We start from the raw sequence: 22,135 nt of genomic DNA, 5'->3' as shown, positions 1-22,135 counted from the left end.
CCTCATCTGCCCCTGTCAGCGCATGGAATTGAGGCAAATTTCCCCTGCTCTGCATTCATATGTTTTTCATATGCTAGCTAATTACCATCATTGTTCTTAGAACTTGCTTGATGTAAAGTAAGCAGACTTATTCGTTTTATAGATTGTTGTCGTGATAATTCCGGTCCCGTTTTCAAGCACTAGCACACGCGAGCCTGTCGCCAGTCCAGACTGGCATATGGCCTTGCTGGAGCATAATCCGGACGCGATGTATGTCTTGATAGACGACAATCTGGTGTATGCCAATCCGGCGGGTGTAGAACTCATGCACGCTGGCGATGCCCAGCAATTGATAGGCTTGCAACCCGAAGCCTTTTTGCATGGACGGCATCATGAAGGTGCCAAAACCATATTGCAAAAATTGCGGCAGGATGGGGCACAAAGCAAACATACCTGTCAGTGCATACGGCTGGATGGTCAATTGCTGGATATAGAAGTGCGTGGCAGGCAATTCAGTTTTAATGAACAAACTGCCATCTTGCTGACTGCAAGAGAAATCTCTCCCCGCAGCAATTCACGCTCCAGCGCTACCGTCACCGCACTGCCCCTCATCGATCAAGTCCGTTACAAATCCAGCCGCGTCCATGAAGCCCTGCATCACGAGAAAGAAATTCTCGAGATGATCGCGCTCGACAAGCCTCTGACCGATATCCTGGAAGACGTTTGCGACCGCATGGAAAGGCTGCTCGACAATGGCGCGCTGTGCGCTATCACTTTGTATGATGCCAGCACCGAGCAACTGAGTTTTGGTGCCGGGCCTTCGCTGCCAGACGGCTTTTGTGCCCTGCTCGGCAACGTGCCTGTCGATACCAGTTCAGGCTCGGCCTCGGCAGCTATCTATTACAACCGCACTACCATCGTCCAGGACATCGCTGTCAGCCCGCTGTGGAAAAACCTGCGTGAGCCAGCCCTGCGTTATGGCCTGCGTTCTTGCTGGTCATTGCCCATCACTACCGCCTTTAACACCCTGCTCGGGACAGTAGACGTGTATCACCAGATGGTGCATAGCCCGAATGAAGATGAACAGGCCATGATGATGGATGCCTGCGATCTTATCGGCCTGGCGATAGACAAAAAGAACATGGAACAAAGCCTGGAGGAAAGCGAAGAACGCTATCGCTCCGTGGTCACCAATCTCAGTGAAGGCATCATGGTGATAGGCCCCAGCGGCCAGATCCTGACCTGCAATCCCAGCGCCCAACGCATTCTCAAGATCGACGATATCAGTGCTGTCGGCAGACGGCACCGTTATTTCAAAAGCATACTCGGTGACGAGGGACAATCCATACGCATGGGTGATGACCCTGCCTCGGTCGTGTTCCGCAACAAGACGCCGATTTTGAATTTATCCATGGGAGTGGAACTGCGCGATGGTTCCATCGTCTGGCTGCTGGTGAATGTACTGCCCATCAACAAGAAAAGCAGCGCCTCGGTGTCTGCAGTGCTGATCTCATTTACTGATACGACAGAAGTGCGCGAGACGCAAAGGCAATTGCATTTCATGGCGTCTTACGATGCCCTGACTGGCTTGCCGAACCGCCATCAGCTCAACCAGCGCCTGACCAAGGCCCTGGCGGGTGCCAAGCGCACCCAGCACCGTCTGGCCCTGCTCTTCCTTGATCTGGACAGGTTCAAGAACGTCAATGACACCGCTGGTCATGCGGCTGGCGATACGCTCTTGCGCGACGTATCTTCGCGCCTGAGTTCCTGCATACGTACGACCGACATGCTGGCCCGCCTGGGTGGCGATGAATTCGTCATCGTCGCCGAAGCTTTTGAAGATGCCGTACAACTCAAGGACCTGGCTGAACGCGTACTGGCGCGCATGCGAGATCCTTTCGTCATCGATGGCAACGAATATCACCTGGGCACGTCGATAGGCATCAGTGTCTACCCGCATGATGGTGAAGATGGCCCCACGCTCATGCGTTGTGCTGATTCTGCCATGTACCATGCCAAAGAATCTGGCCGCAATAATTACCAGTTCTTCACAACAGAACTCAATGTCCGCGCCCAGCACCGTTATGCGCTGGAAACCAATCTGCGCCGTGCGCTGACGGACAATGAGTTCCTGGTGTATTACCAGCCCAAGATCAGCCTCAGCACATCACAGATCGTTGGTGCAGAAGCCCTGATACGCTGGCAAATGCCGGACGTGGGCCTGGTGCCGCCGAATGAATTCATCCCCATCTCGGAAGAGATAGGCCTGATTTTGCCGCTGGGCCGCTGGATCTTGCGCCAGGCATGCCTGCAAACCCAGTTATGGCGCGAACAGTATTCGCCCGACATGGTCATCAGCGTGAATATCTCACCCAAGCAATTCCAGGACCCTGGCTTGCCAAAATACATAGAGCAAGTCTTGCAGGAAGTAGGCTTGCCTGCCGCTGCCCTGCAGCTGGAGATTACCGAAGGCTTGCTGATGGGTGACATAGACTTGCTGTTACCGGTTTTTGCTGCCATCAAGAAACTCGGCGTCAGCATTTCGCTTGACGATTTCGGCACAGGCTTCTCGTCTTTATCTTATTTACAACGCTTTCCTATCGACAATCTCAAGATAGACCGCTCTTTCATACGCGAAATACCGGGCAACCCGGATTCTGTTGTACTGACGCACGCCATCATCGCCATGGCCAATGCCCTGGGCATGAGTGTCACAGCAGAAGGTGTGGAAAAAGCCGACCAGATGTTCTTCCTGGCAGACTCTGGTTGTCAGGAGATGCAGGGCTTTTATTTCAGCCAGCCATTGCCTGTTGATAAATTTGAAAAATTACTAAGAGACAACGTTCGCTAAAAGTGTTGTCAGGTTTTGCGCATATCAGTCAAAAGAAGCCTATAATTTGTCAAAACCTAATTTTGTGCATCGCACCATTTCGCTGTAAAACGATCTTGCACCATGACGAATATTGCAAAAATCCTGCCTCTTAACAACGTACTTCTGGATCTGGAAGTCTCCAGCAAAAAAAGAGCATTTGAACAGGCCGGGCTGTTATTCGAAAATAATTGCAGCATAGCGCGCTCAGTTGTCTCCGATAACCTGTTTGCCCGCGAGCGCCTGGGCTCTACTGGCCTGGGGCATGGCGTTGCCATCCCGCATGGCCGCATCAAGGGCCTGAAAGCCCCGATTGCTGCCCTGGTCAGATTAAAAGAAGCCATTCCATTTGAGTCGCCAGACAGCCAGCCTGTCAGCCTGCTGATCTTTTTGCTCATGCCTGACAATGTCACGCAACAGCATCTGGAAATCCTGTCTGAAGTGGCCGAAATGCTGTCGAATGAAACTTTCCGCGAGACACTCAATACGGAAACCAGTGCGGCAGCGATCTATGAAAAAATCATGGCATGGCGTCCGAATTTGCCAGGCAATGCCTGATTGAATGCCAGTGCCAGCCATGCGTGTGCATGACTGGCCGCCCTGATTAGCTATTCCTCCCTGCTACCCAGCAGCACATCGTCAGATTCAACCCATATAGCCATGCCATCATTGACAGAACTCACGGTACAAAAGATCTACGACGATAACCGCGACACCATGCAGCTGGGCTGGTTTGCCGGTTTTGCCGGTGCAGACAAGCAGATCACGGGCGATGCAGCTTCTTCTGCCGACCAGGTCGGCCATTTGAACCTGATTCACCCTGGCCGCATACAAGTGCTGGGCCATCAGGAACTCTCGTATTACAACCGCCTGTCAAATGCTTCGCGCAATAATCTCATGCGTGAACTGGTCGCCGGTGCACCGCCTGCCCTCATCGTGGCACAGGGTCTGGAATCGCCACCGGCATTTTTGACGACTTGCGACGACAATAATATCCCGCTGTTTTCTACCCCTTATCCATCGGCGCAAGTCATCGATTATCTGCGCGTGTATCTGTCGAAAAAACTCGCGCAAAAAATCACCATGCATGGCGTCTTCATGGACGTGCTGGGCGTAGGTGTCTTGATCACCGGTGAATCCGGCCTGGGCAAGAGCGAGCTGGGGCTGGAACTGATTTCACGCAGCCACGGCCTGGTGGCCGATGATGCCGTCGAGTTTTCGCGCATCGCCCCGAACATGATAGAAGGCCGTTGCCACGAGCTGCTGCAAAACCTGCTGGAAGTGCGCGGCCTGGGCCTGCTCGATATCAAGACCATCTTTGGCGAAACCGCCGTACGCCGCAAGATGCGCCTGAAACTCATCGTGCATCTGGTACGTCGCAGTACCCTCGAAGAAAATTACGAACGCCTGCCCATCGATTCGCAAACCGAAGAAGTGCTGGGCCTGCAGATCAGAAAAGTCGTCATCCCGGTCGCTGCTGGCCGCAATATCGCGGTTTTGCTGGAAGCGGCGGTGCGCAATACCATTCTGCAATTACGTGGTATTAATACGCTGGAAGATTTTATGGAGCGGCAACGACGCGCCATGGAAAACGGCGACTGATTACTCTTATTATCCACGACCGCATCCGCTATGGACATCCTGCTTATCTCCGGTATCTCCGGCTCCGGTAAATCGGTAGCCCTGAATGTAGTTGAAGATGCCGGTTATTATTGCGTCGACAATCTGCCCCCCAGCCTGCTGGCAGACCTTATCAATACCCTGGTACGCGAAGGCATACCCGCTGCTGCCATCGCTATCGATACCCGCAGTGCCAATTTGCTGACAGGCCTGCCTGACTCCATCAAGAACCTGCGTGACCAGGGCCATCATGTCAAAGTGCTGTTCCTGACGGCCAGTACAGAATCCCTGGTTGCCCGCTTTTCAGAAACCCGCCGCAGCCACCCGCTGTCGCACCGCCTTGGTCTCGACAAAGAACCTGGCGACAGGCTCAGCCTGACAGAATGCATACAGGAAGAACGCGAGATACTCTCAGGCATACAAGTCGTGGCCCATGTCATTGACACCAGCGACCTCAGCGCCAACAAGCTGCGCGCCTGGGTCAAGGATGTCATACAGGTAGGCTACACCCCGCTGACCCTGATGTTTGAATCCTTCGCCTTCAAGATAGGCGTGCCACTGGACGCCGACTTTGTCTTCGACGTGCGCATGCTGCCCAACCCCCATTACGACCCCGTGCTGCGACCGCTGACTGGCCGTGACGAGCCTGTCATCCAGTTTCTCAAAGAGCAGCCCATGGCAGACGACATGTTTGCCGACATCCAGCAATTCATCGCCAAATGGCTGCCCGCCTTCAAACGCGACAACCGCAGCTACCTCACCGTCGCCATAGGCTGCACCGGCGGCCAGCACCGCTCTGTCTACATGGTGGAAAAACTCGCTGCACATTTCAAGGCGCAGGAACAGGTGCTGGTGAGGCACAGGCGTTTGAGTTAAGTTACAAAGATCGAAATTTGAGCTGTACCTCGAAAAATCAGGTACAGCCCATGCGGTATTTTCGATTGCCACCTGTCCGGCAACAAGACTATGCAAGCACATCATCAGTTAAGAAATACATCCATCAAACATTTCTCCGGGCACTAAACAGTTCCAGAAACTTCCGCCATCCAGCCCAGTCCAAACGTTTTCAACATTTACATCAAGAATAAAAATGAAAACCAAACCACAAAAAATCTGGACGGCGACAACAGCAACTATACTCAGCGGCTTGCTATGCATAGGCCTGGCGGCATGCAGTACGGCCCCGCAGACCAGCGCACCGCGCTACCAACTGAGTATCGATGCGGCATGGAGCAAACTCAATACTGTCGCCTACAAGGGTAAGCAGGATGATATTTTCTTTGTCCAGCCTGAGCTGGGCTGGTATGTGAATGGTGGCGGCAAGATTTACAAAACCACGGATGGTGGCCAGAACTGGCAAGAGCAATTATCCAAGCCCGGCACTTTCTTTCGCACGGTAGGTTTTGTCGATGCCATGCACGGCTATGCTGGCAATATTGGTACTGATTATTTTCCTGGTGTCACCGATACCACGCCGCTGTATGAAACCCGTGATGGCGGTGTCAGCTGGCAAGTTGCCAAAGGGCTGGAAGGCATACAGATCAAGGGCCTGTGCGCCATCGATATACTGCACAATCAATTCATCAATTCTGGCGTACTCGATAAGCGCATAATCATCCATGCCGGTGGCCGCGTCGGCGGCCCGGCGACTTTGCTGCGTTCGCTCGATGGTGGCAGCAGCTGGAAAAGCATGGACATGACGCCATACACAGGCATGATACTCGACGTCAAATTCTTTGATGCGATGACAGGTTTTGTATTTGGCGCATCCAGCAGCGACACAGAAAAATCCCATGCCCGCATCATCATGACCAGGGATGGCGGTACAAGCTGGAAGACCGTCTATGAATCCACCCGCCCGTATGAGCTGACCTGGAAAGCCAGCTTCCCGACCCGCGATACCGGCTATGTGACCATACAAAGCTACAACCCTGACCCCGCCACCAGCCAGCGCTATGTTGCCAAGACAGAAGACGGCGGCCTGAGCTGGAAAGAAATCCCCCTGGTCAACGATATCAAAGTACGTGAATTTGGTGTTGGCTTCATCGATGCCAACACCGGCTGGGTAGGTGCCATCGACGGCGGCTATCAAACCACCGATGGCGGCCAGAACTGGAAGCACGTCCCCATGGGCCGCGCCGTCAACAAGATACGCCTGCTGCCAACGGACAAGGGTTTTGTCGGCTATGCGATAGGAACAGAAGTGTTCAAAATCAAGCAGGACAATGCGCGACTGCCTTGACGAAATTTTCTATTTTTTAATTTGATCGTGTACGGGACCTTGGTGGTCCCGTTACTTTTGGGTTACCCTTGCTTTGATAATAAAAAATTTCCTCACACAAAATTTAATGACAACAATCCTCAACTGCCTGCCGCAAAATTTAGACAATCCAGCCTGCAATGACTACATAGCAAATACACCTTTGACAGACTGGATGCCGGTACTGGAGCATCTGCAACAGGCATACGACCTGCCCGCTGGCACATGGGAGAAAATACCGCTGGGTGGGAATGCCTTGTTCGGACTGGGTGATGAAGTGATCGTCAAACTTGCGCCACCCAACTGGCGGCGTCAGGGGGATAAGGAAATCCTGGTTGCGCCACTGCTGGAAAATAAACTGTCCTTGCAAACACCACGCCTGATCGCCAGCGGCGAAATTGATCACTGGGTTTTTGTGATCTTCAGCCGCTTGCAGGGCACTTTACTGGCCGACATATGGCCCTCACTGGAGCTGGAACAGAAACAAGCCATCATGGTCCAGACTGGCCAGCTTTTTCGTGAACTTCGTCATGTAGAGTTTGATGCAGGCATCGCCATCAAGGTAGACTGGCCAGCGTATATACAAGAGTTAATCGACGGCTGCATGGCCAGACACCAGCGCAGGAAAATGCCTGAGGGCTTGCTTGCACAAGTCATGCCGTACATAGAAGCTGCCGGAGACTTTGCCAGTGCAGGCGAGCCACGCTTTATCCATATGGACATACATCCATGGAATTTGATGGCGAAGCAGGAAGAGGGGCAATGGAAGTTAAGCGGCTTGCTGGACTTTGGCGATGCCATCGTCGGTAACAGCGACAGGCTGGAAATCTTGACGCCCATGATATTCATGGCGCAAGGTAACCCTTTGCTGCTCAAGTCGTTGTTGGAGGCTTACGGTGAAATTGAAGATATCGGCACAGCAGATTTTCAACGCCAGTTGACCGCTTATATGTTGATCAGGCCAGATTCAGACATCACATTTTGCATGCAGCAAGTGCCTGTGAGCGGGCCACGGGACACTTGGGAGCAGGTTGCGGAACAGATGTTTCCGCTGTGAAGCCGCGCGAGTAAATTATCCCAGTTGTAGGTGCGATTAGCCCCCACGTAATCGCACGTATGTGATTAACGATTAAAGCTCGCAATGACAAGTGTGGCCGCTGCATCGGACACAACTCAAGAAAAAAATCCCCTCACTTATGAGAATATTTGCAGAAATTTTCAGGCATCACAGGCGTGAGATTACGCAAAGCTAATCGCACCTGCTCAACAACATTGCGCACATCGTCAGTCAGTCGATTTTTCTACCAGGCCCTGCGCATACCTTGCCAGCGAGCGGTTGTAGCGTGACAGATAAGTCGACAAAGCTGTCAGACTGATAGCCAGCGCCTCGCGTTCGCGACCAAGGTCAGCCAGTGCCAGGGCCAGAAAGCCGCGTACCGCTGCATCGAGTTCATCACTGCTCGCCTGCATTTCTGTAAACAGCAAATCCGCCGCAATTTGCGGGTCCCCCAGATAACGCAAGGAACTGGCCATCTGTATATTTGCCCGGCGACGCCGCAAACCCGACAGTCCGGCTCCCAGTGCTGCCTGATACAGGGGAATGGCAAGCTGAGGAAAACCGCAAGAGTCTCGCGCAGCACCACGTTCAAACAGACCAGTGGCATCATCTTGCGGTAGCTCGGCAGCCATTGCATCGACGCCTGCAATGAAATCCTGTACCGGCATAGTATCGAGCGCTGCCCATAAGGCAGCCAGTCGTTCTTCCCAGGTTTCGTTAAGCGTAGTCATGGTTTTTATCGTTAAAGTGAGCCGGATCGATTATCCAGCATAAACCACCACAAGGGCCTGGTCAAAAATGGCGGGAAAACAAATATATAAAGCCTGAGCATGCATCAGGCATAAATTTTTTCATTTTTCAAATCTCAGCGCAATCAAACAGGCTATACTCACTTTGCGTTTCCTCGGTGGGAACTAAGTTGTCTGATTGCAGAGGCTCTGACTCATGGGTTCAGGCTGGCACAGCGTATTTTATGCGTTTGTGTACCGCACCAGGCAACTGTTAATAGGTTCGATTCCTATACTACGCACCATGCTCAAAATGAGCCTCAGACTCGTAATCTGATCGAAGTAAAAATGTGTAATACATCAGTAGTAATCCTCAAGGGAACTGCTTTCCTGTTCTTGAACATGCAAACTCAAGTATTCAGTTTGCATGCGCCTGAACAACGCAGCATCGCTTCGCATGATTGTTACCATGTATGTGTCCCGGTTCTTAATTCAAACTATTAAGGCCAGGCAAACGTAAGCAGTGTCTTTGCTGACGTTTCTCTGGCGAGCGTACGAGAAGCAAGATTGCGGCACCTTACATGCACGCTCATCCGCCATGCTGCGGGGATAGTTCTCTTGAGGCTATTCTGCACAAAACTGATGTGTGTCAGTGTGTTTTCGCCTGACTGACTTACATAGTTTTTTCTTGCCCCGGCTTCTTGAGTTCATCTGACGAAATATTTATCTTCATTGAGAATGTCTATGTTCCTCCGAAAAATAATTCAAGATCACCAGATTGGTCTTTTATATGGCCGTAGCGGTTTTGAAAAAATTCTTGCCAAGGGCAGTTATTTCTTACCCAGGTCCAAGCGTGTAGAGCTTGGCAACCTGACTGATTTCCCGGCAAACATTGCTGACCTTGAGTGGATCAGTTCACATCATGGGGCAGCACTGGCCACAGATCTGGAAATTGTCCGCACAGGGCACGATGAAGTGGCGCTGGTATGCAGTGGCCAGCAATTTCTGTGCGTGACACCAAATTCATTACGCGCCTTCTGGAAGCAGGGTCTGGGCGTTAAAGTGTTCAGGGCAAATATCACGCCAGATTTGAAGGTGCCTGACGAGTGGTTAAAGCAAATTCCCATCGGTGTATCTGTTGGCTGCGTCAAGCAGGTCACCATACCGGCGGGTGCTTATGGCTTGTTGTTTGCAGAGGAAAGCTTCAGTGATTTTCTATTGCCCGGAAGACACGCTTATTTTGATGTTTTGCCCAAGACCAAGTTAACGATTTGCCGGCAGTCACAAGTGATAGATGCCAAAGACGTCGTGCATGCCATCGTCGCCAGCGCGCATCCGGTCTTGTCGACACAACTGAACAAGATAGAAACCAGTGACCAGCAACTGGCGGTCTGGTGGGACAAAAATGAGTTGGTGCATGTCACCGGCCAGGCGACACCCGCGCTCGCCAGTAGCGACTTGACGCTGGAATTGATTTCATTGGCACAGGCACCACGCGCAATTGAAGACCACATCGTACTGGCTATGCGCAGCAACGCCAATAATGCGAAATTACTGGCACCACACATCACAAGTTACGAAGTGCCTTCAGAACATGTGGGTATGCTATACATTGATGGCGTTTTCCACGCCAGTTTGAAACCAGGTTTTTATGCCTATTGGCACGGCGGAAACCGCTTAAGCCTGACCGTCATCGATACCCGTCTGACGACGCTGGAAATTACCGGCCAGGAAATGCTGACACAGGACAAGGTGCCTTTACGCGTCAATGTAACGGCAGGATATAAAATCACAGACGCACCCCTGATGCTGGCCAGCCTGAATGATTACAAAGATTTCATCTACAAGGAAATCCAGTTTGCACTAAGGGCTGCAGTAGGCGGCAAGACGCTTGATGGCCTGCTGGAAAACAAGAATGAAACTGATGAACAGATATTGCACTATGTTGCTCAAAAGGCGCAGGTCCAGGGTATAGAAATAGTCAGCCTTGGTATCAAGGACCTGATCTTGCCGGGTGAAATAAAAACCATGCTGGGCAAGGTAGTGGAGGCAGAAAAAGCTGCGCAAGCCAATGTGATACGCCGCCGCGAAGAAACCGCCGCCACCAGATCACTCATGAATACCTCAAGAGTGATGGAAGATAACCCGGTTGCCTTGCGTCTCAAGGAGTTGGAGACACTGGAAAAAATGACTGAAAAAATCGATAAGATCAGCGTCTATGGTGGGTTGGAAAGCCTGCTTAAACAGGTTGCTGCTTTCAAGCCTGCAATCGAGAAATAGCAATATTGGGCTATCGCATCACTCATTGCTGCTGTTGAATATGAAGCAGGCATTCGCTGCCTGCTTCATGGCAAACTCAAGGCCTGAAAAACAACCTGCTATCGAAAAACAAGCCCTTGATACGCTTGCGGAAAATGGCGATTACCGCAGCAATCAATACAGTGACGATATTAAAACCCAGTATCTTGTCACCGCCCATATCGACAAAGGGGACGGCGTTGGACGGCATGGTAGCAGCGTTCAGGCCACGGTCGTAACTTGCGCCTATGACCTGGCCTACGTTATTGATAGCATTGGTCAGGTACAGGCTTTTACCAGCCGGGTGCAGGGTCATTTTATTGTCGCGCCAGACAAAGGACAAACGCAGATCCTGGGTATCGACAACGCCAACCACATGGCCTTCGTTATTGATGCCGGTTGCAAAGCTGTCGCCAAAACCTATCTTGGCGCCGAGATCTACCATCTGTTTGCCGTCATGGACAAAGGCATGCCAGCGACGGTCTTTCATTTCAGAAGTACCAACCACAGCACCCTGGTCATTGATGGCTGTGCCTGCGCTATAGCGGCCACCCAGTGTGCCAAGATCGACCATGCCGGTGTTTTTCTTGTACAGGAAAGCATGGCGTGAACCGTCGGTAATCATGGACGTACCCGTTACCTCGCCAGCATTATTAATGCCGCTGGCATAACTGACCCTGCCGCCCAGCGTGCCCAGGTCTTGCAGTGCTTCGCCGGGCTGGTACAGGAAGGCATGCCAGTCACGATCTGGCGTGTCAGAAAACCCTGCGACCATGCCGGTATTGTTGATGGCAGCGCCATAGCTATGCGGGCCACCCAGAGTGCCTAGCTCTTTTACTTCACGATCGCGATTGCGGATGAATGCCCGCCAGATCTCCCCCTTTTTGGAAGAGCCGACGATGTCGCCCCTGTCATTGATGCGCTTGGCTTCGCTCTCGGTTTCGCCAGGCATTTCCAGCCTGACCAGTTTGCCATTTTGAAAAAACACGGCATGCGGCGTACCGTCTTTCTCCTTGATGACGGCAGCCACCTGGCCTGAGGCATTCATGTCATAGGCTATCGATTCGCCATATTGCTTGCGCTCTATACCCAGTGAATGACTCGTCGCAGCAGCATTGCCACCGATCAGAGCCAGCAGAATCAAAGAACTACGCAATGCATGGTGCATACAGGTATCCTTTCTGGAGGGAGGTCGTACAGGGGATTTGCAGGCAAATATACAGGATTATTATGTGGCAATAAAGATAAATGATTATTATTTGCCACTCTCCTTGCACGACTTGGGATAGTTGTCCGGGACCGGACAATTTGGACAATCTGGACAGTTAGAACTCACTTTATACATAGCGTGAGTACGAACAAGATGGTTTGGGAAGCAGTACAGGACGCAACTCGTATCGCACTCTGCTGGTAATAAAACCTCCGAGACATGAAGGCCGACGGCAGCTTTGAACGCATTTATAAAAAGTGGCTGCCTGAAGCTTACTGAAGTCATTCAAGCAGAAAAGAATAGATGCAAGCCCGGACAGCAAAGCTGATTAATTCGCCGTTAACGCATTGCTATATGCATGCCTGGGCTGCCTGCAAATTCTAACAGTGAAAAAATCGTGGGCGAAGCTGTTTTAATTAGCAAGGATATGAGTGATTTGACTATGCATGGGTTTAACAAGTGGCTTCTGAATCTGTGCGATACAGGTACTGACTTACAAATAAAAATGGTACGCCTAGCGTTTCCTACTCATGGACACTTCAAATTCGGAAAATGCATTGTATTTGCTTGTGTACATTTTTAAACACAACATGATTACGACTGCATGTGGCGAATCGTGCCATCTAGGTAGACGTGCATATGTTAGGGGCAGTCAAATGGGGATTGCGCTCATTTTTAATAAATAGTGAATGTTATTTACTTCATGGAATTTAGAGTATTTTTGGAATCCCCAACTGTTTAACTAAAAAGAAAGAAGCAATCATTAATCTGCACTCAAGAGCAAACCGTTCGCTTAATTTTTGTTTTTAATTTTGCCAAAAATAGTTTTTTTTGCGGAAAAATCAAAAAATGCACGAAATAGGCAATTTTTGGGCGTTTATCGTAAGTGGTTTTATCAAAGTCGCATGCGATGATAACTACACTTTTTTTTAAAGGAGAATGAAATTGAACTATCAAATTTTTGAACGATGGGTACCTGATTTATCACCAAAAATTCGCCGCCCATTGAAACTGCTAAAAATCTTAGCAAGTATTACGAGCCTCATTAAATTTACCGTTGACATGATCGATCGATTACATCACGACTGTGCAGGTAACCATACTTATTAGTATAAGTTCATTCGCTTGCTACCAGTCAGGAGCAAGCGAATTTTCAATTAGATTTCTGCTGCTTGGTTTCCATATACACCCGCAATAACTGATTGATGCGTGTCTGGTAACCCTGACCTTGTTCCTTGAACCACTCAAGCACATCACTATCAAGGCGAATGGTCACGGTCTGCTTGGCGGGTGCGCGTAATTCTGCGCGCTGAAAAAAATCCTCACCCAGCTCGGCAATATCGCTGGTGTCGATATCTTCATCGCCCATCGCTTCCAGGCGCTTCCAATCTGTTTTAGATACTTTGCTCATAGCGTTTCACCTCATTTTTTGTTGCCTTACGGGCAGAGATAATGCGAATGACATCCCCCTCCCTTTCTACGTAAACCACGACGCCGATCACGCTGCGAATCCATCCCAGCGCAATCCAGCGATCTTCGCCTTAATCTTCACGACCATCGAACAGCGTCAGCATAGGATGCTTGAAAATATCGGCGGCATCACTGAAGTCTATGCCGTGCTTGCGGATATTGATTTGATTTTTGTTTTCATCCCATTCAAAGCGCATTGTTCACCTAAGTAAATAATTGCACCGAATCTGTATTTACAATTGTATTTACACTCATATTTGCATTATAGGACAAGAATGTCAGCTTTGCCGGGTCTCGCCTTTATGACTCTCCCAAAAAAACGGGACCTGAAAGGTCCCGTAATCAATACTAACTAGTGCTCAAGCCATTACACCACAATGGTCTGATGCTCATCACCTTCACGCGCGCGGATTTCGCCGATCTTGTAGACGGATTCGCCAGCCGCAGTCAGTTGTGCCAGGGCTGCATCAGCCAGCTCAGCAGCAACGATGACGACCATGCCTATGCCGCAGTTGAATACGCGGTGCATTTCTGCGTCGGCCACGCCGCCGTGTTGTTGCAGCCAGGTGAACAGGGGTGGCAGTGTCCATGCGTCTTTATGCAGAACAGCGGTCAGTTTGTCGCCCAGTACGCGTGGGACGTTTTCTACCAGGCCGCCGCCAGTGATGTGGGCCATGCCTTTGACTTCCAGGGATTCCATCAATGCCAGCAAAGGTTTGACGTAGATGCGGGTTGGTGCCATCAGGGCATCACCCAGGCTGCGGCCATGGAAATCAGCGTTCAGGTCTGGTTTGGCGACTTCGATGATCTTGCGCACCAGCGAGAAACCATTGGAATGGATGCCGGAAGATGCCAGGCCGAGGATGACGTCGCCCGGTTGTATCTTGCTGCCATCAATGATTTTGGATTTTTCGACTGCGCCGACAGCAAAGCCAGCCAGATCGTATTCACCATCTGGGTACATGGATGGCATTTCAGCGGTTTCGCCGCCTATCAATGCGCAACCAGCTTGTTCGCAACCAAAGGCCACGCCCTTGATGACGTCGGTGGCAGTTGCCACATCCAGCTTGCCGCAGGCAAAATAGTCGAGGAAGAACAGAGGCTCTGCGCCCTGTACCAGGATGTCATTGACACTCATGGCCACCAAGTCGATACCGACGGTGTCATGTTTATTGAGGTGGAAAGCCAGTTTCAGCTTGGTGCCGACGCCGTCAGTACCGGAGACCAGGACAGGTTCCTTGTATTTTTTGCTGACTTCAAACATGGCGCCAAAACCGCCTATGCCAGCCATGACACCTTCGCGCATGGTGCGTTTGGCAAAGGGTTTGATGGCATCAACCAGCGCGTCGCCGGCAACCATATCGACACCAGCGTCGGCGTAAGAGAGAGAAACAGGGGTAGAAGTGCTCATGATATTCGGCAATAGGGGCAGGAGGCGGTAAAATAGAGAAATTGCCAGAAAAGTCCGGCAAAAGCGCTATTTTAACAAATTGACCGCGAAAACCCCGCTTTTTTGGGACAAACGGCAATTTCGATGACAAATGATTACTAACCAAGCCTAAAAATGCCATTTACTTTTACGTCGGAGCAAAAACAATCCATGCTGTGGCTGGCAGTGGCATTTGCCTTGCTGCTGTTGCTAGGCTTATTAGGCCCGGTGCTGATGCCCTTTATTGTCGCCAGCATCTTGTCTTATGTGTTAACACCCTGGGTGGACAAGCTTTGTGCCCTGCGCATACGCCGGTTTGGCTTGCCGCGCTCGGTAGCGGCCACCCTGGTCATTGTCATCTTGATAGCGGCTGTGCTGGCGATGATACTGATCATGATCCCTATTTTGCAAAAAGAATTGCCTCAATTGCAAGATCAAATCCCACGCTTCTTTGACAAACTCGATGAAATGCTGTCGCCCCTGCTCAATGAATTTGGTATCAAGGTAAGGCTCGATAGCAATGGCATCAAGAGTTTGCTGACTGAACAAATATCCACCAGTGGTGAAGCCATAGGCAAGGCCGTACTCAATTCTGTGCGTGTTGGTGGCACTGCGGTCATGGGCATGATTGCCAATTTGCTGCTGATCCCTATCGTGCTGTTTTATCTGTTGATGGACTGGCATTCACTGATCCGTCGCCTGAGCAACTTCATCCCGCGCCGTTTTGTCAAAGTCACCGCGAGTGCGGTGGAAGAAGTGGACGATATCCTGGCGCAATACCTGCGCGGACAAATTCTGGTGATGATCGTACTGGCTGTGTATTACTCAGTGGCACTGAGTATTGCCCGTTTTGACCTGGCTTTGCCTGTTGGCATCATCACTGGCTTTCTGGTATTTATCCCTTACCTGGGCTATGGCCTGGGCCTGGTATTGGCAGTGATAGGTGCTATCCTGCAATTTGATGGCTTTAGTGGCTTGATGTCGGTCGCCATTATCTATGGCATAGGCCAGGTTGTAGAATCGTTTTACCTGACACCACGCCTGGTGGGTGAGCGCATAGGCTTGCATCCTTTGACCGTGATTTTTGCCCTGATGGCATTTGGGCAATTATTTGGCTTTATCGGCATTTTGATTGCCCTGCCAGCCTCTGCCGTGATCTCGGTTGCCGTCAAGCACTTGCGTGTGTCTTACCTGAATAGTCCATTTTATAGTCAGACATGAGGCAATTAATACTCGACCTGGACGCGCAAAAACTGCCGTCCCTTGCCACCTTTGTGGTGGGGCAAAATGCTGAGCTGGCGCAATTGCTGGGCATGTTTGACCAGCGCATCACCAGCCAGTATGGCGAGCGTTCAGTCTATATCTGGGGTGAGCCAGGTGCTGGCAAGACCCATTTGCTGCATGCCCTGGCGGCAGATGGCACGGCCCGCTACATCCCGGCAGATGCGCCTGAGAGCGCCTTTGACTTTACCGAAGGTGTCAGCCTCTACCTGCTGGATGACTGCGACCAGTTGCCACCACTGAACCAGATCGCTGCCTTTAATCTGTTCAATGAAGCGCGTGCCCGTGGTGGTTTCCTGATTGGTGCAGGCAACCGCCCGCCCATGATTTTGAATGTGCGGGACGACTTGCGCACCCGTTTTGGCTGGGGCCTGATTTATCAGGTACATGGCCTGACAGACGAAGACAAGATAGAAGCACTGGAAAAAGCGGCCCAGGCGCGCGGCATACAGATCTCCCCTGGCGTGTTACCCTATCTGATTACCCATTACCGCCGCGACATGAGTACGCTGAGCAATATCCTCGACCAGCTGGACCATTATTCTTTGGTCACCAAGCGCCCCATCACCCTGCCTCTGCTGCGCGAACTGATGTTGCAGCAACAGCAGGACCCTGACAACACGGCAGAATAGTATGCGCAATATCGCCTTATTTGATCTTGACCACACCCTGATCCCCATCGATTCTGATTTTGAATGGGGCCAGTTCCTGTGTCGCGTTGGCGCTGTAGATGCTGACGAATTTGCCCGCCGCAATGCCGAGTTTTTTGCGCAATACCAGGCTGGCACACTGGACCCGGTCGAGTATCTGGAATTTGCCCTTGGTACACTGGCGCAATTCCCGCGTAGCAAACTGGATGAGCTGCATCAACAATTCATGCAGGAAGTCATCAATCCTGCCCTGTTGCCTGCTGCCTATGATCTGATCAAGAAGCACCAGGACCAGGGCGACCTGATCGCCATCATCACCGCCACTAACCGTTTTGTGACTGCCCCCATCGCCATTGCGCTGGGCGTAGAACATTTAATGGCGGCAGAACCTGAGCTCGATGCCAATGGCAATATCACTGGCAAGCTGCTGGGCGTGCCCAGTTCTGGCGCGGGCAAGGTCGTGCATCTGCAAGACTGGCTGTTAAAGCAAGAAGTTACACAACTAAGGCAACTCAGCGACTTTACCCATAGTTATTTTTACAGCGATTCGCAAAACGATATACCGCTGCTGGAACGCGTCAGCCATCCTGTCGCAACCAATCCCAATGCCAAATTAAGTGCCCATGCACAGGCAAAAGGTTGGCCTCAACTTCACCTGTTTGACAAGCAATGATCAAGAAATTTATTCGCAAAATACTGGGCGTAAAAAACAAGAGCGATGCCGCCAGCGCCAACCAAAAGCCCACTGTGCTGAGTCATAAAGACCACGGCATAGACCCGCAACTGGTGTCCGCGAATGCCATACGCATCACCCAGACTCTGCAAGAGAATGGCTTTAAAGCCTTCGTGGTGGGTGGTGCTGTGCGCGACTTGTTGACAGGCGTCAAACCCAAGGACTTTGACATTGCCACCAATGCCACGCCTGAACAGGTCAAGCGCCTGTTCCGCCGCGCCTTTATCATAGGCCGCCGCTTCCAGATCGTGCATGTCATGTTTGGGCAGGATTTGCTGGAAGTGACCACCTTCCGCGGCTCTGCCACCGATGGCGCACCCAAGGATGAACATGGCCGCGTGCTGCGCGACAATACCTTTGGCGAACAATATGAAGATGCCGCCCGCCGCGACTTCACCGTCAATGCCATGTATTACGACCCGGCCTCACAAGTCGTGCTCGACTATCACGGCGGCATGAAAGACATCAAAAAGAAAACCCTGCGCATCATAGGCGTGCCAGAAGCCCGCTACCGAGAAGACCCGGTACGCATGCTGCGCGTAGTGCGCTTTGCCGCAAAACTGAACTTCACGATAGACGCATCCACCCGCGCACCTATCGCCGTGATGGCACCGCTGATCAACAATGTGCCAGCCGCCCGCGTCTTTGATGAAACCCTGAAACTGCTGACCAGCGGCCACGCCATGGCCTGCCTGCAGCAACTGCGCAAGGAAGGCCTGCACCATGGCCTGATGCCTTTGCTGGACGTGGTGCTGGAGCAACCTCTGGGCGAGAAATTCGTTACCCTGGCGCTGGCCAATACCGATGAACGCGTGCAACAAGGCAAGCCAGTCTCACCAGGCTTTTTGTTTGCATCGCTGTTGTGGCATCAGGTTGTGGAAAAATGGGAAGCCTATAAAGCCGCTGGCGAATTTCCCATCCCTGCCCTGCATCTGGCCGCTGATGATGTATTGAATACGCAGACTGATGCCTTGGCGATACAGCGCAAGATAGGTTCCGACATGCGCGACATATGGGCCATGCAGCCACGCTTTGAAAAACGTGTAGGCAAGACCCCGTACAAGGTGCTGGAACACCCACGCCTGCGCGCCGGTTATGACTTCTTGCTGCTGCGTTGCGCCTCTGGCGAGATCGATGAAGAAATCGGTGAATGGTGGACAGACTTCATGGAAGGCGACAGCGCCGAACGTGAACAACTGATCAACAGCAAACCAAAAACAGCCGAAGCTGGCCCCAAAAAACGCAAACCCCGCCGCCGCGCCCCACGCAAGGCAGCCGCCGCAGCTGAATGAGCATACGAATTTTTATAGGCATAGGTGCCAACCTCGGTGACGCTAAAGTCACCGTAGGCAAAGCCATCGCCGCGCTGGCGCAATTGCCGGACACCACCCTCGTGGCGCAGTCTGCCCTGTTCGGCAGTGCGCCCATCGATTCTACTGGTGATGATTACGTCAATGCCGTCGCTGAACTCTCAAGCAGCCTGAGTGCTGTCGACATGCTGCAACACCTGCAAGCCACAGAACTCGCCCATGGCCGCGAACGCCCCTACCGCAATGCCCCACGCACCCTGGACCTGGATTTGCTCCTGTATGGCGATGAAGAAATCAACACCGCCGACCTGCAAGTCCCCCACCCACGCATGACAGAACGCGCCTTCGTGCTGCTACCACTGCTGCAATTATCTGTCGATATCAGCATCCCCGGCAAAGGCCGTGCGCAAGACTATGTCTCTGCGGTGACTGAGCAACGCATACAAGAATTACCCTCTGTAGGAGCGGCTTCAGCCGCGAATGATTAATATACGCAGATCATCCGACACGGCCCCCAATGTTCGCGGCTAAAGCCGCTCCTACCATCAATGCCTCCGTAAGAGCGCCTTTAGCCGCGAACTACAATAGCAACAAAAACCAGAGTTTCTTGTTACCTTCTATCAGTTTGCACGGAGTCAATAATGCCAGCCCAAGGCAGCAATCTGCGACGCGGCCGCTTTTCCGAACCTGGTCGTATCTATCTGATCACTACAGTAACGCGTGAACGCCAGCCCTTGTTTGCAGACTGGCGTATAGGGCGTCAATTGGTGAAGATATTACGAGCAAGTGATCAGGCTGGTATGAGCACAACCTTGGCTTTTGTTATCATGCCAGACCATTTGCACTGGTTATTTACCTTGGGTGAAGCCAGTGATCTGTCAGCAGTGATGAAACACGTAAAGGGCCAATCTTCACGGCTCATAAGCCCCTTATTCGGCTTGAACGGCATATGGCAAAACGGTTTTCATGATCACGCAGCAAGAGCAGATGAAGATATCCAGGACATGGCGCGCTATGTAGTTGCCAACCCCTTACGTGCAGGCCTGGTGCAAAAATTGGGCGATTACCCATTATGGGACGCCATTTATCTATAAGCCCATCGCCCCACCCGTAGGAGCGGCTTCAGCCGCGAATGGTTGATCAACCATCATCCTCCAACACGCCCGCGATTAACCGATATAAGCACATTACCCGGCACGGCCCCGATGTTCGCGCCTAAAGCCGCTCCTACAACATCCCCTCTGCAAAAGTAAACACCGCTTAAAAACCACAAATCGATATTTGCCCCCCTGTAGGAGCGGCTTCAGCCGCGATTGGTTGATCAACCATCATCCTCCAACATGCTCGCGATTGAACGATATAAGCACATCACCCGGCACGGCACCGATGTTCGCGGCTAAAGCCGCTCCTACAACATCCCCTCCGCAAAAGGAAACACAGCTTTAAAAAACACAAATCGATATTTGCCCCCCTGTAGGAGCGGCTTCAGCCGCGATTGGTTGATCAACCATCATCCTCCAACATGCTCGCGATTGAACGATATAAGCACATCACCCGGCACGGCACCGATGTTCGCGGCTAAAGCCGCTCCTACAACATCCCCTCCGCAAAAGTAAACACAGCTTAAAAACCACAAATCGATATTTGCCCCCCGCAGGAGCGGCTTCAGCCGCGATTGGTTGATCAACCATCATCCTCCAACACGCCCGCGATTAACCGATCTAAGCACATCACCCGGCACGGCCCCGATGTTCGCGGCTAAAGCCGCTCCTACAAAACACGCCACTAAACGTTTCCGGGCCGCTGAGGTATGATGTCGCCCTGGTATTTCGATATAACAAAAGCGATGCTCAGTGCATTGTCGAAAAATTAATATGCAAGTTATCTTACTGCTTTCACTCTCGAATATCTTTATGACGATAGCCTGGTACTGGCATCTCAAAGGCGGGATGAACAAGCCTCTGTTTGGTGTTATCTTGCTAAGCTGGATAATCGCGTTTGTTGAGTACTGTCTTGCTGTTCCGGCAAACCGGATTGGCTTTGCTGGTGGCTGGTCCGCTGGTCAATTGAAAGTTGCACAAGAAGCCATAGCCCTGATCGTTTTTGGCATATTCATGGTCACTGTCCTGGATGAGCCCTTGCACTGGAGACACGGTGCTGCATTTACCTGCATCATGGCGGCCGTTGCTTTCCTCTTCGTTGGCAAGTGAACTTATGGGTCTTATCAGACCTTGAGAAGATGTAGGTGGAGACAAAATCGCTGTCAAACAAAAAACCAACGACAGCATCACCTTTGGAGAAAAAGAATGGCTGAATATTTGCAAGACCGTAAAGCAGTAAGCATTCCTGGCTTGATCGCTCTGCGTGAGAAAGGTGAAAAAATCACCATGCTCACCGCTTACGATGCCAGTTTCGCTTCCCTCATGGACCGTTGCGGCGTAGAGATTTTGCTCATCGGTGATTCCCTGGGCATGGTGTGCCAGGGACATGACTCCACCCTGCCAGTGACGCTGCAAGACGTCGCTTATCACACCGCCGCTGTCGCCCGTGGCAACCAAAAAGCCCTGGTCGTTGCTGACATGCCCTTTGGTAGCTATGCCACTCCAGAAGCTGCATTCAACAATGCCGTGCAACTGGTGCAGGCTGGAGCGCAAATGGTCAAGCTGGAAGGCGGCACCTGGCTGCTGCCCACCATCAAGTTTTTAACTGAACGCGCGATACCCGTCTGTGCCCATCTGGGCCTGACACCGCAATCTGTACATCAGTTAGGTGGCTACAAGGTGCAGGGCAAGACTGATGCATCAGCCAGCCTGTTGAAAGCAGAAGCACTGGCCGTACAGGAAGCCGGTGCCACCCTGCTGGTACTGGAAGCAATTCCCGCCAGCCTGGGCAAGGAAGTTACAGATTCTCTGCACATCCCCACCATAGGCATAGGCGCAGGTGTCGATTGCTCAGGCCAAGTATTGGTAATGCATGATTTGCTGGGCGTATTCCCAGGCCGTAAAGCCCGTTTCGTGAAAAACTTCATGGAAGGCCAGACCAGTATTGATGCTGCGGTTCTGGCTTATGTGGCGGCAGTGAAAGACAAATCTTTCCCGGCGCTGGAACATAGTTTCTAAAGTTGGCAAGCTCGTCGACAAGGACTTGTCGACGAGCTTCTCACTGATCAATGCCTGAACTGGTTTGCCAAGTCCAGATCATCGAACAAGCAAAGAAATATCTTCACTCATTTGCTAGTCTG

At 51.6% G+C, this 22,135-nt stretch carries 19 protein-coding genes and 1 pseudogene; 15 read left to right on the top strand and 5 right to left on the bottom strand.

Going from position 1 to position 22,135, the window contains the following annotated elements; genetic code table 11:
- Positions 1–151 precede the first annotated feature (151 nt).
- The 6 genes from DFR42_RS16620 (at position 152) to DFR42_RS16595 (ending at position 7,785) form a co-directional block, all read left to right on the top strand.
- Positions 152–2,830, top strand: a complete 2,679-nt coding sequence (locus DFR42_RS16620; RefSeq protein WP_146218870.1) for a sensor domain-containing phosphodiesterase — start codon at positions 152–154, stop codon at positions 2,828–2,830.
- Between the two features lie 102 nt (positions 2,831–2,932).
- The gene (locus DFR42_RS16615) at positions 2,933–3,406 is read left to right on the top strand and encodes a PTS sugar transporter subunit IIA (protein ID WP_110256127.1); all 474 of its coding nucleotides are present in this window, start codon (positions 2,933–2,935) and stop codon (positions 3,404–3,406) included.
- 102 nt (positions 3,407–3,508) lie between these two features.
- Positions 3,509–4,450, top strand: coding sequence for an HPr(Ser) kinase/phosphatase (hprK, locus tag DFR42_RS16610; protein ID WP_110256126.1), 942 nt, complete (start codon positions 3,509–3,511; stop codon positions 4,448–4,450).
- A 30-nt stretch (positions 4,451–4,480) separates the two neighbouring features.
- Positions 4,481–5,344, top strand: a complete 864-nt coding sequence (rapZ, locus tag DFR42_RS16605) for an RNase adapter RapZ (protein WP_110256125.1) — start codon at positions 4,481–4,483, stop codon at positions 5,342–5,344.
- A gap of 214 nt (positions 5,345–5,558) precedes the next feature.
- Entirely contained in the window at positions 5,559–6,710 is a 1,152-nt protein-coding gene (locus DFR42_RS16600) for a WD40/YVTN/BNR-like repeat-containing protein (RefSeq protein WP_110256124.1), read from the top strand.
- A gap of 106 nt (positions 6,711–6,816) precedes the next feature.
- Positions 6,817–7,785, top strand: coding sequence for a phosphotransferase family protein (locus tag DFR42_RS16595; RefSeq protein ID WP_110256123.1), 969 nt, complete (start codon positions 6,817–6,819; stop codon positions 7,783–7,785).
- Positions 7,786–8,012: 227 nt separating this feature from the next.
- Here DFR42_RS16595 and DFR42_RS16590 read toward each other — a convergent pair whose 3' ends face one another.
- Complete coding sequence (locus DFR42_RS16590) at positions 8,013–8,516, bottom strand: tetratricopeptide repeat protein (protein WP_110256122.1); 504 nt, start codon at positions 8,514–8,516, stop codon at positions 8,013–8,015.
- 741 nt (positions 8,517–9,257) lie between these two features.
- Here DFR42_RS16590 and DFR42_RS16585 point away from each other — a divergent pair.
- Positions 9,258–10,793, top strand: coding sequence for a slipin family protein (locus DFR42_RS16585; RefSeq protein ID WP_170133556.1), 1,536 nt, complete (start codon positions 9,258–9,260; stop codon positions 10,791–10,793).
- Between the two features lie 76 nt (positions 10,794–10,869).
- Here the strand turns inward: DFR42_RS16585 and DFR42_RS16580 are convergent, their stop codons facing one another.
- The 4 genes and pseudogenes from DFR42_RS16580 to purM all read right to left on the bottom strand — a co-directional run bounded on the left by DFR42_RS16580 (position 10,870) and on the right by purM (position 14,902).
- Positions 10,870–11,979, bottom strand: coding sequence for an HAF repeat-containing protein (locus tag DFR42_RS16580; protein WP_110256120.1), 1,110 nt, complete (start codon positions 11,977–11,979; stop codon positions 10,870–10,872).
- A gap of 1,195 nt (positions 11,980–13,174) precedes the next feature.
- On the bottom strand, positions 13,175–13,432 hold the full coding sequence (locus DFR42_RS16575; protein WP_110256119.1) for a BrnA antitoxin family protein: 258 nt from the start codon (positions 13,430–13,432) through the stop codon (positions 13,175–13,177).
- Positions 13,416–13,688: pseudogene (locus DFR42_RS16570) on the bottom strand (BrnT family toxin). The gene DFR42_RS16575 and the pseudogene DFR42_RS16570 overlap by 17 nt, the downstream one beginning before the upstream one ends.
- A 170-nt stretch (positions 13,689–13,858) precedes the next feature.
- Positions 13,859–14,902, bottom strand: a complete 1,044-nt coding sequence (gene purM, locus DFR42_RS16565; protein WP_110256118.1) for a phosphoribosylformylglycinamidine cyclo-ligase — start codon at positions 14,900–14,902, stop codon at positions 13,859–13,861.
- A gap of 153 nt (positions 14,903–15,055) precedes the next feature.
- On the opposite strand from purM, the gene DFR42_RS16560 reads away from it, so the two are divergent.
- The 8 genes from DFR42_RS16560 to panB all read left to right on the top strand — a co-directional run bounded on the left by DFR42_RS16560 (position 15,056) and on the right by panB (position 22,013).
- Entirely contained in the window at positions 15,056–16,141 is a 1,086-nt protein-coding gene (locus DFR42_RS16560; protein ID WP_110256117.1) for an AI-2E family transporter, read from the top strand.
- Positions 16,138–16,833 carry a DnaA regulatory inactivator Hda gene (hda, locus tag DFR42_RS16555; protein ID WP_110256116.1) on the top strand — a complete coding sequence of 232 codons (696 nt, stop codon included), beginning with the start codon at positions 16,138–16,140 and terminating at the stop codon, positions 16,831–16,833. Before DFR42_RS16560 ends, hda begins: the two co-directional genes overlap by 4 nt.
- Position 16,834: 1 nt before the next feature.
- Positions 16,835–17,524 carry a histidinol-phosphatase gene (locus tag DFR42_RS16550; RefSeq protein ID WP_110256115.1) on the top strand — a complete coding sequence of 230 codons (690 nt, stop codon included), beginning with the start codon at positions 16,835–16,837 and terminating at the stop codon, positions 17,522–17,524.
- Positions 17,521–18,876, top strand: coding sequence for a polynucleotide adenylyltransferase PcnB (pcnB, locus tag DFR42_RS16545; RefSeq protein WP_110256114.1), 1,356 nt, complete (start codon positions 17,521–17,523; stop codon positions 18,874–18,876). The genes DFR42_RS16550 and pcnB overlap by 4 nt, the downstream gene beginning before the upstream one ends.
- On the top strand, positions 18,873–19,382 hold the full coding sequence (gene folK / locus DFR42_RS16540; protein WP_110256113.1) for a 2-amino-4-hydroxy-6-hydroxymethyldihydropteridine diphosphokinase: 510 nt from the start codon (positions 18,873–18,875) through the stop codon (positions 19,380–19,382). Before pcnB ends, folK begins: the two co-directional genes overlap by 4 nt.
- Before the next feature lie 153 nt (positions 19,383–19,535).
- Entirely contained in the window at positions 19,536–19,988 is a 453-nt protein-coding gene (locus DFR42_RS16535) for an REP-associated tyrosine transposase (RefSeq protein WP_110256112.1), read from the top strand.
- Positions 19,989–20,768: 780 nt separating this feature from the next.
- Positions 20,769–21,104 carry a DMT family protein gene (locus DFR42_RS16530; protein ID WP_110256111.1) on the top strand — a complete coding sequence of 112 codons (336 nt, stop codon included), beginning with the start codon at positions 20,769–20,771 and terminating at the stop codon, positions 21,102–21,104.
- A 96-nt stretch (positions 21,105–21,200) separates the two neighbouring features.
- A complete protein-coding gene (gene panB, locus DFR42_RS16525) occupies positions 21,201–22,013 on the top strand; it encodes a 3-methyl-2-oxobutanoate hydroxymethyltransferase (protein ID WP_110256110.1) in 813 nt (270 codons plus the stop codon).
- Positions 22,014–22,135: the final 122 nt, after the last annotated feature.

This window comes from Undibacterium pigrum (assembly GCF_003201815.1).
GTDB lineage: Bacteria > Pseudomonadota > Gammaproteobacteria > Burkholderiales > Burkholderiaceae_D > Undibacterium > Undibacterium pigrum.
This window is presented reverse-complemented; position numbering and strand designations above follow the sequence as displayed.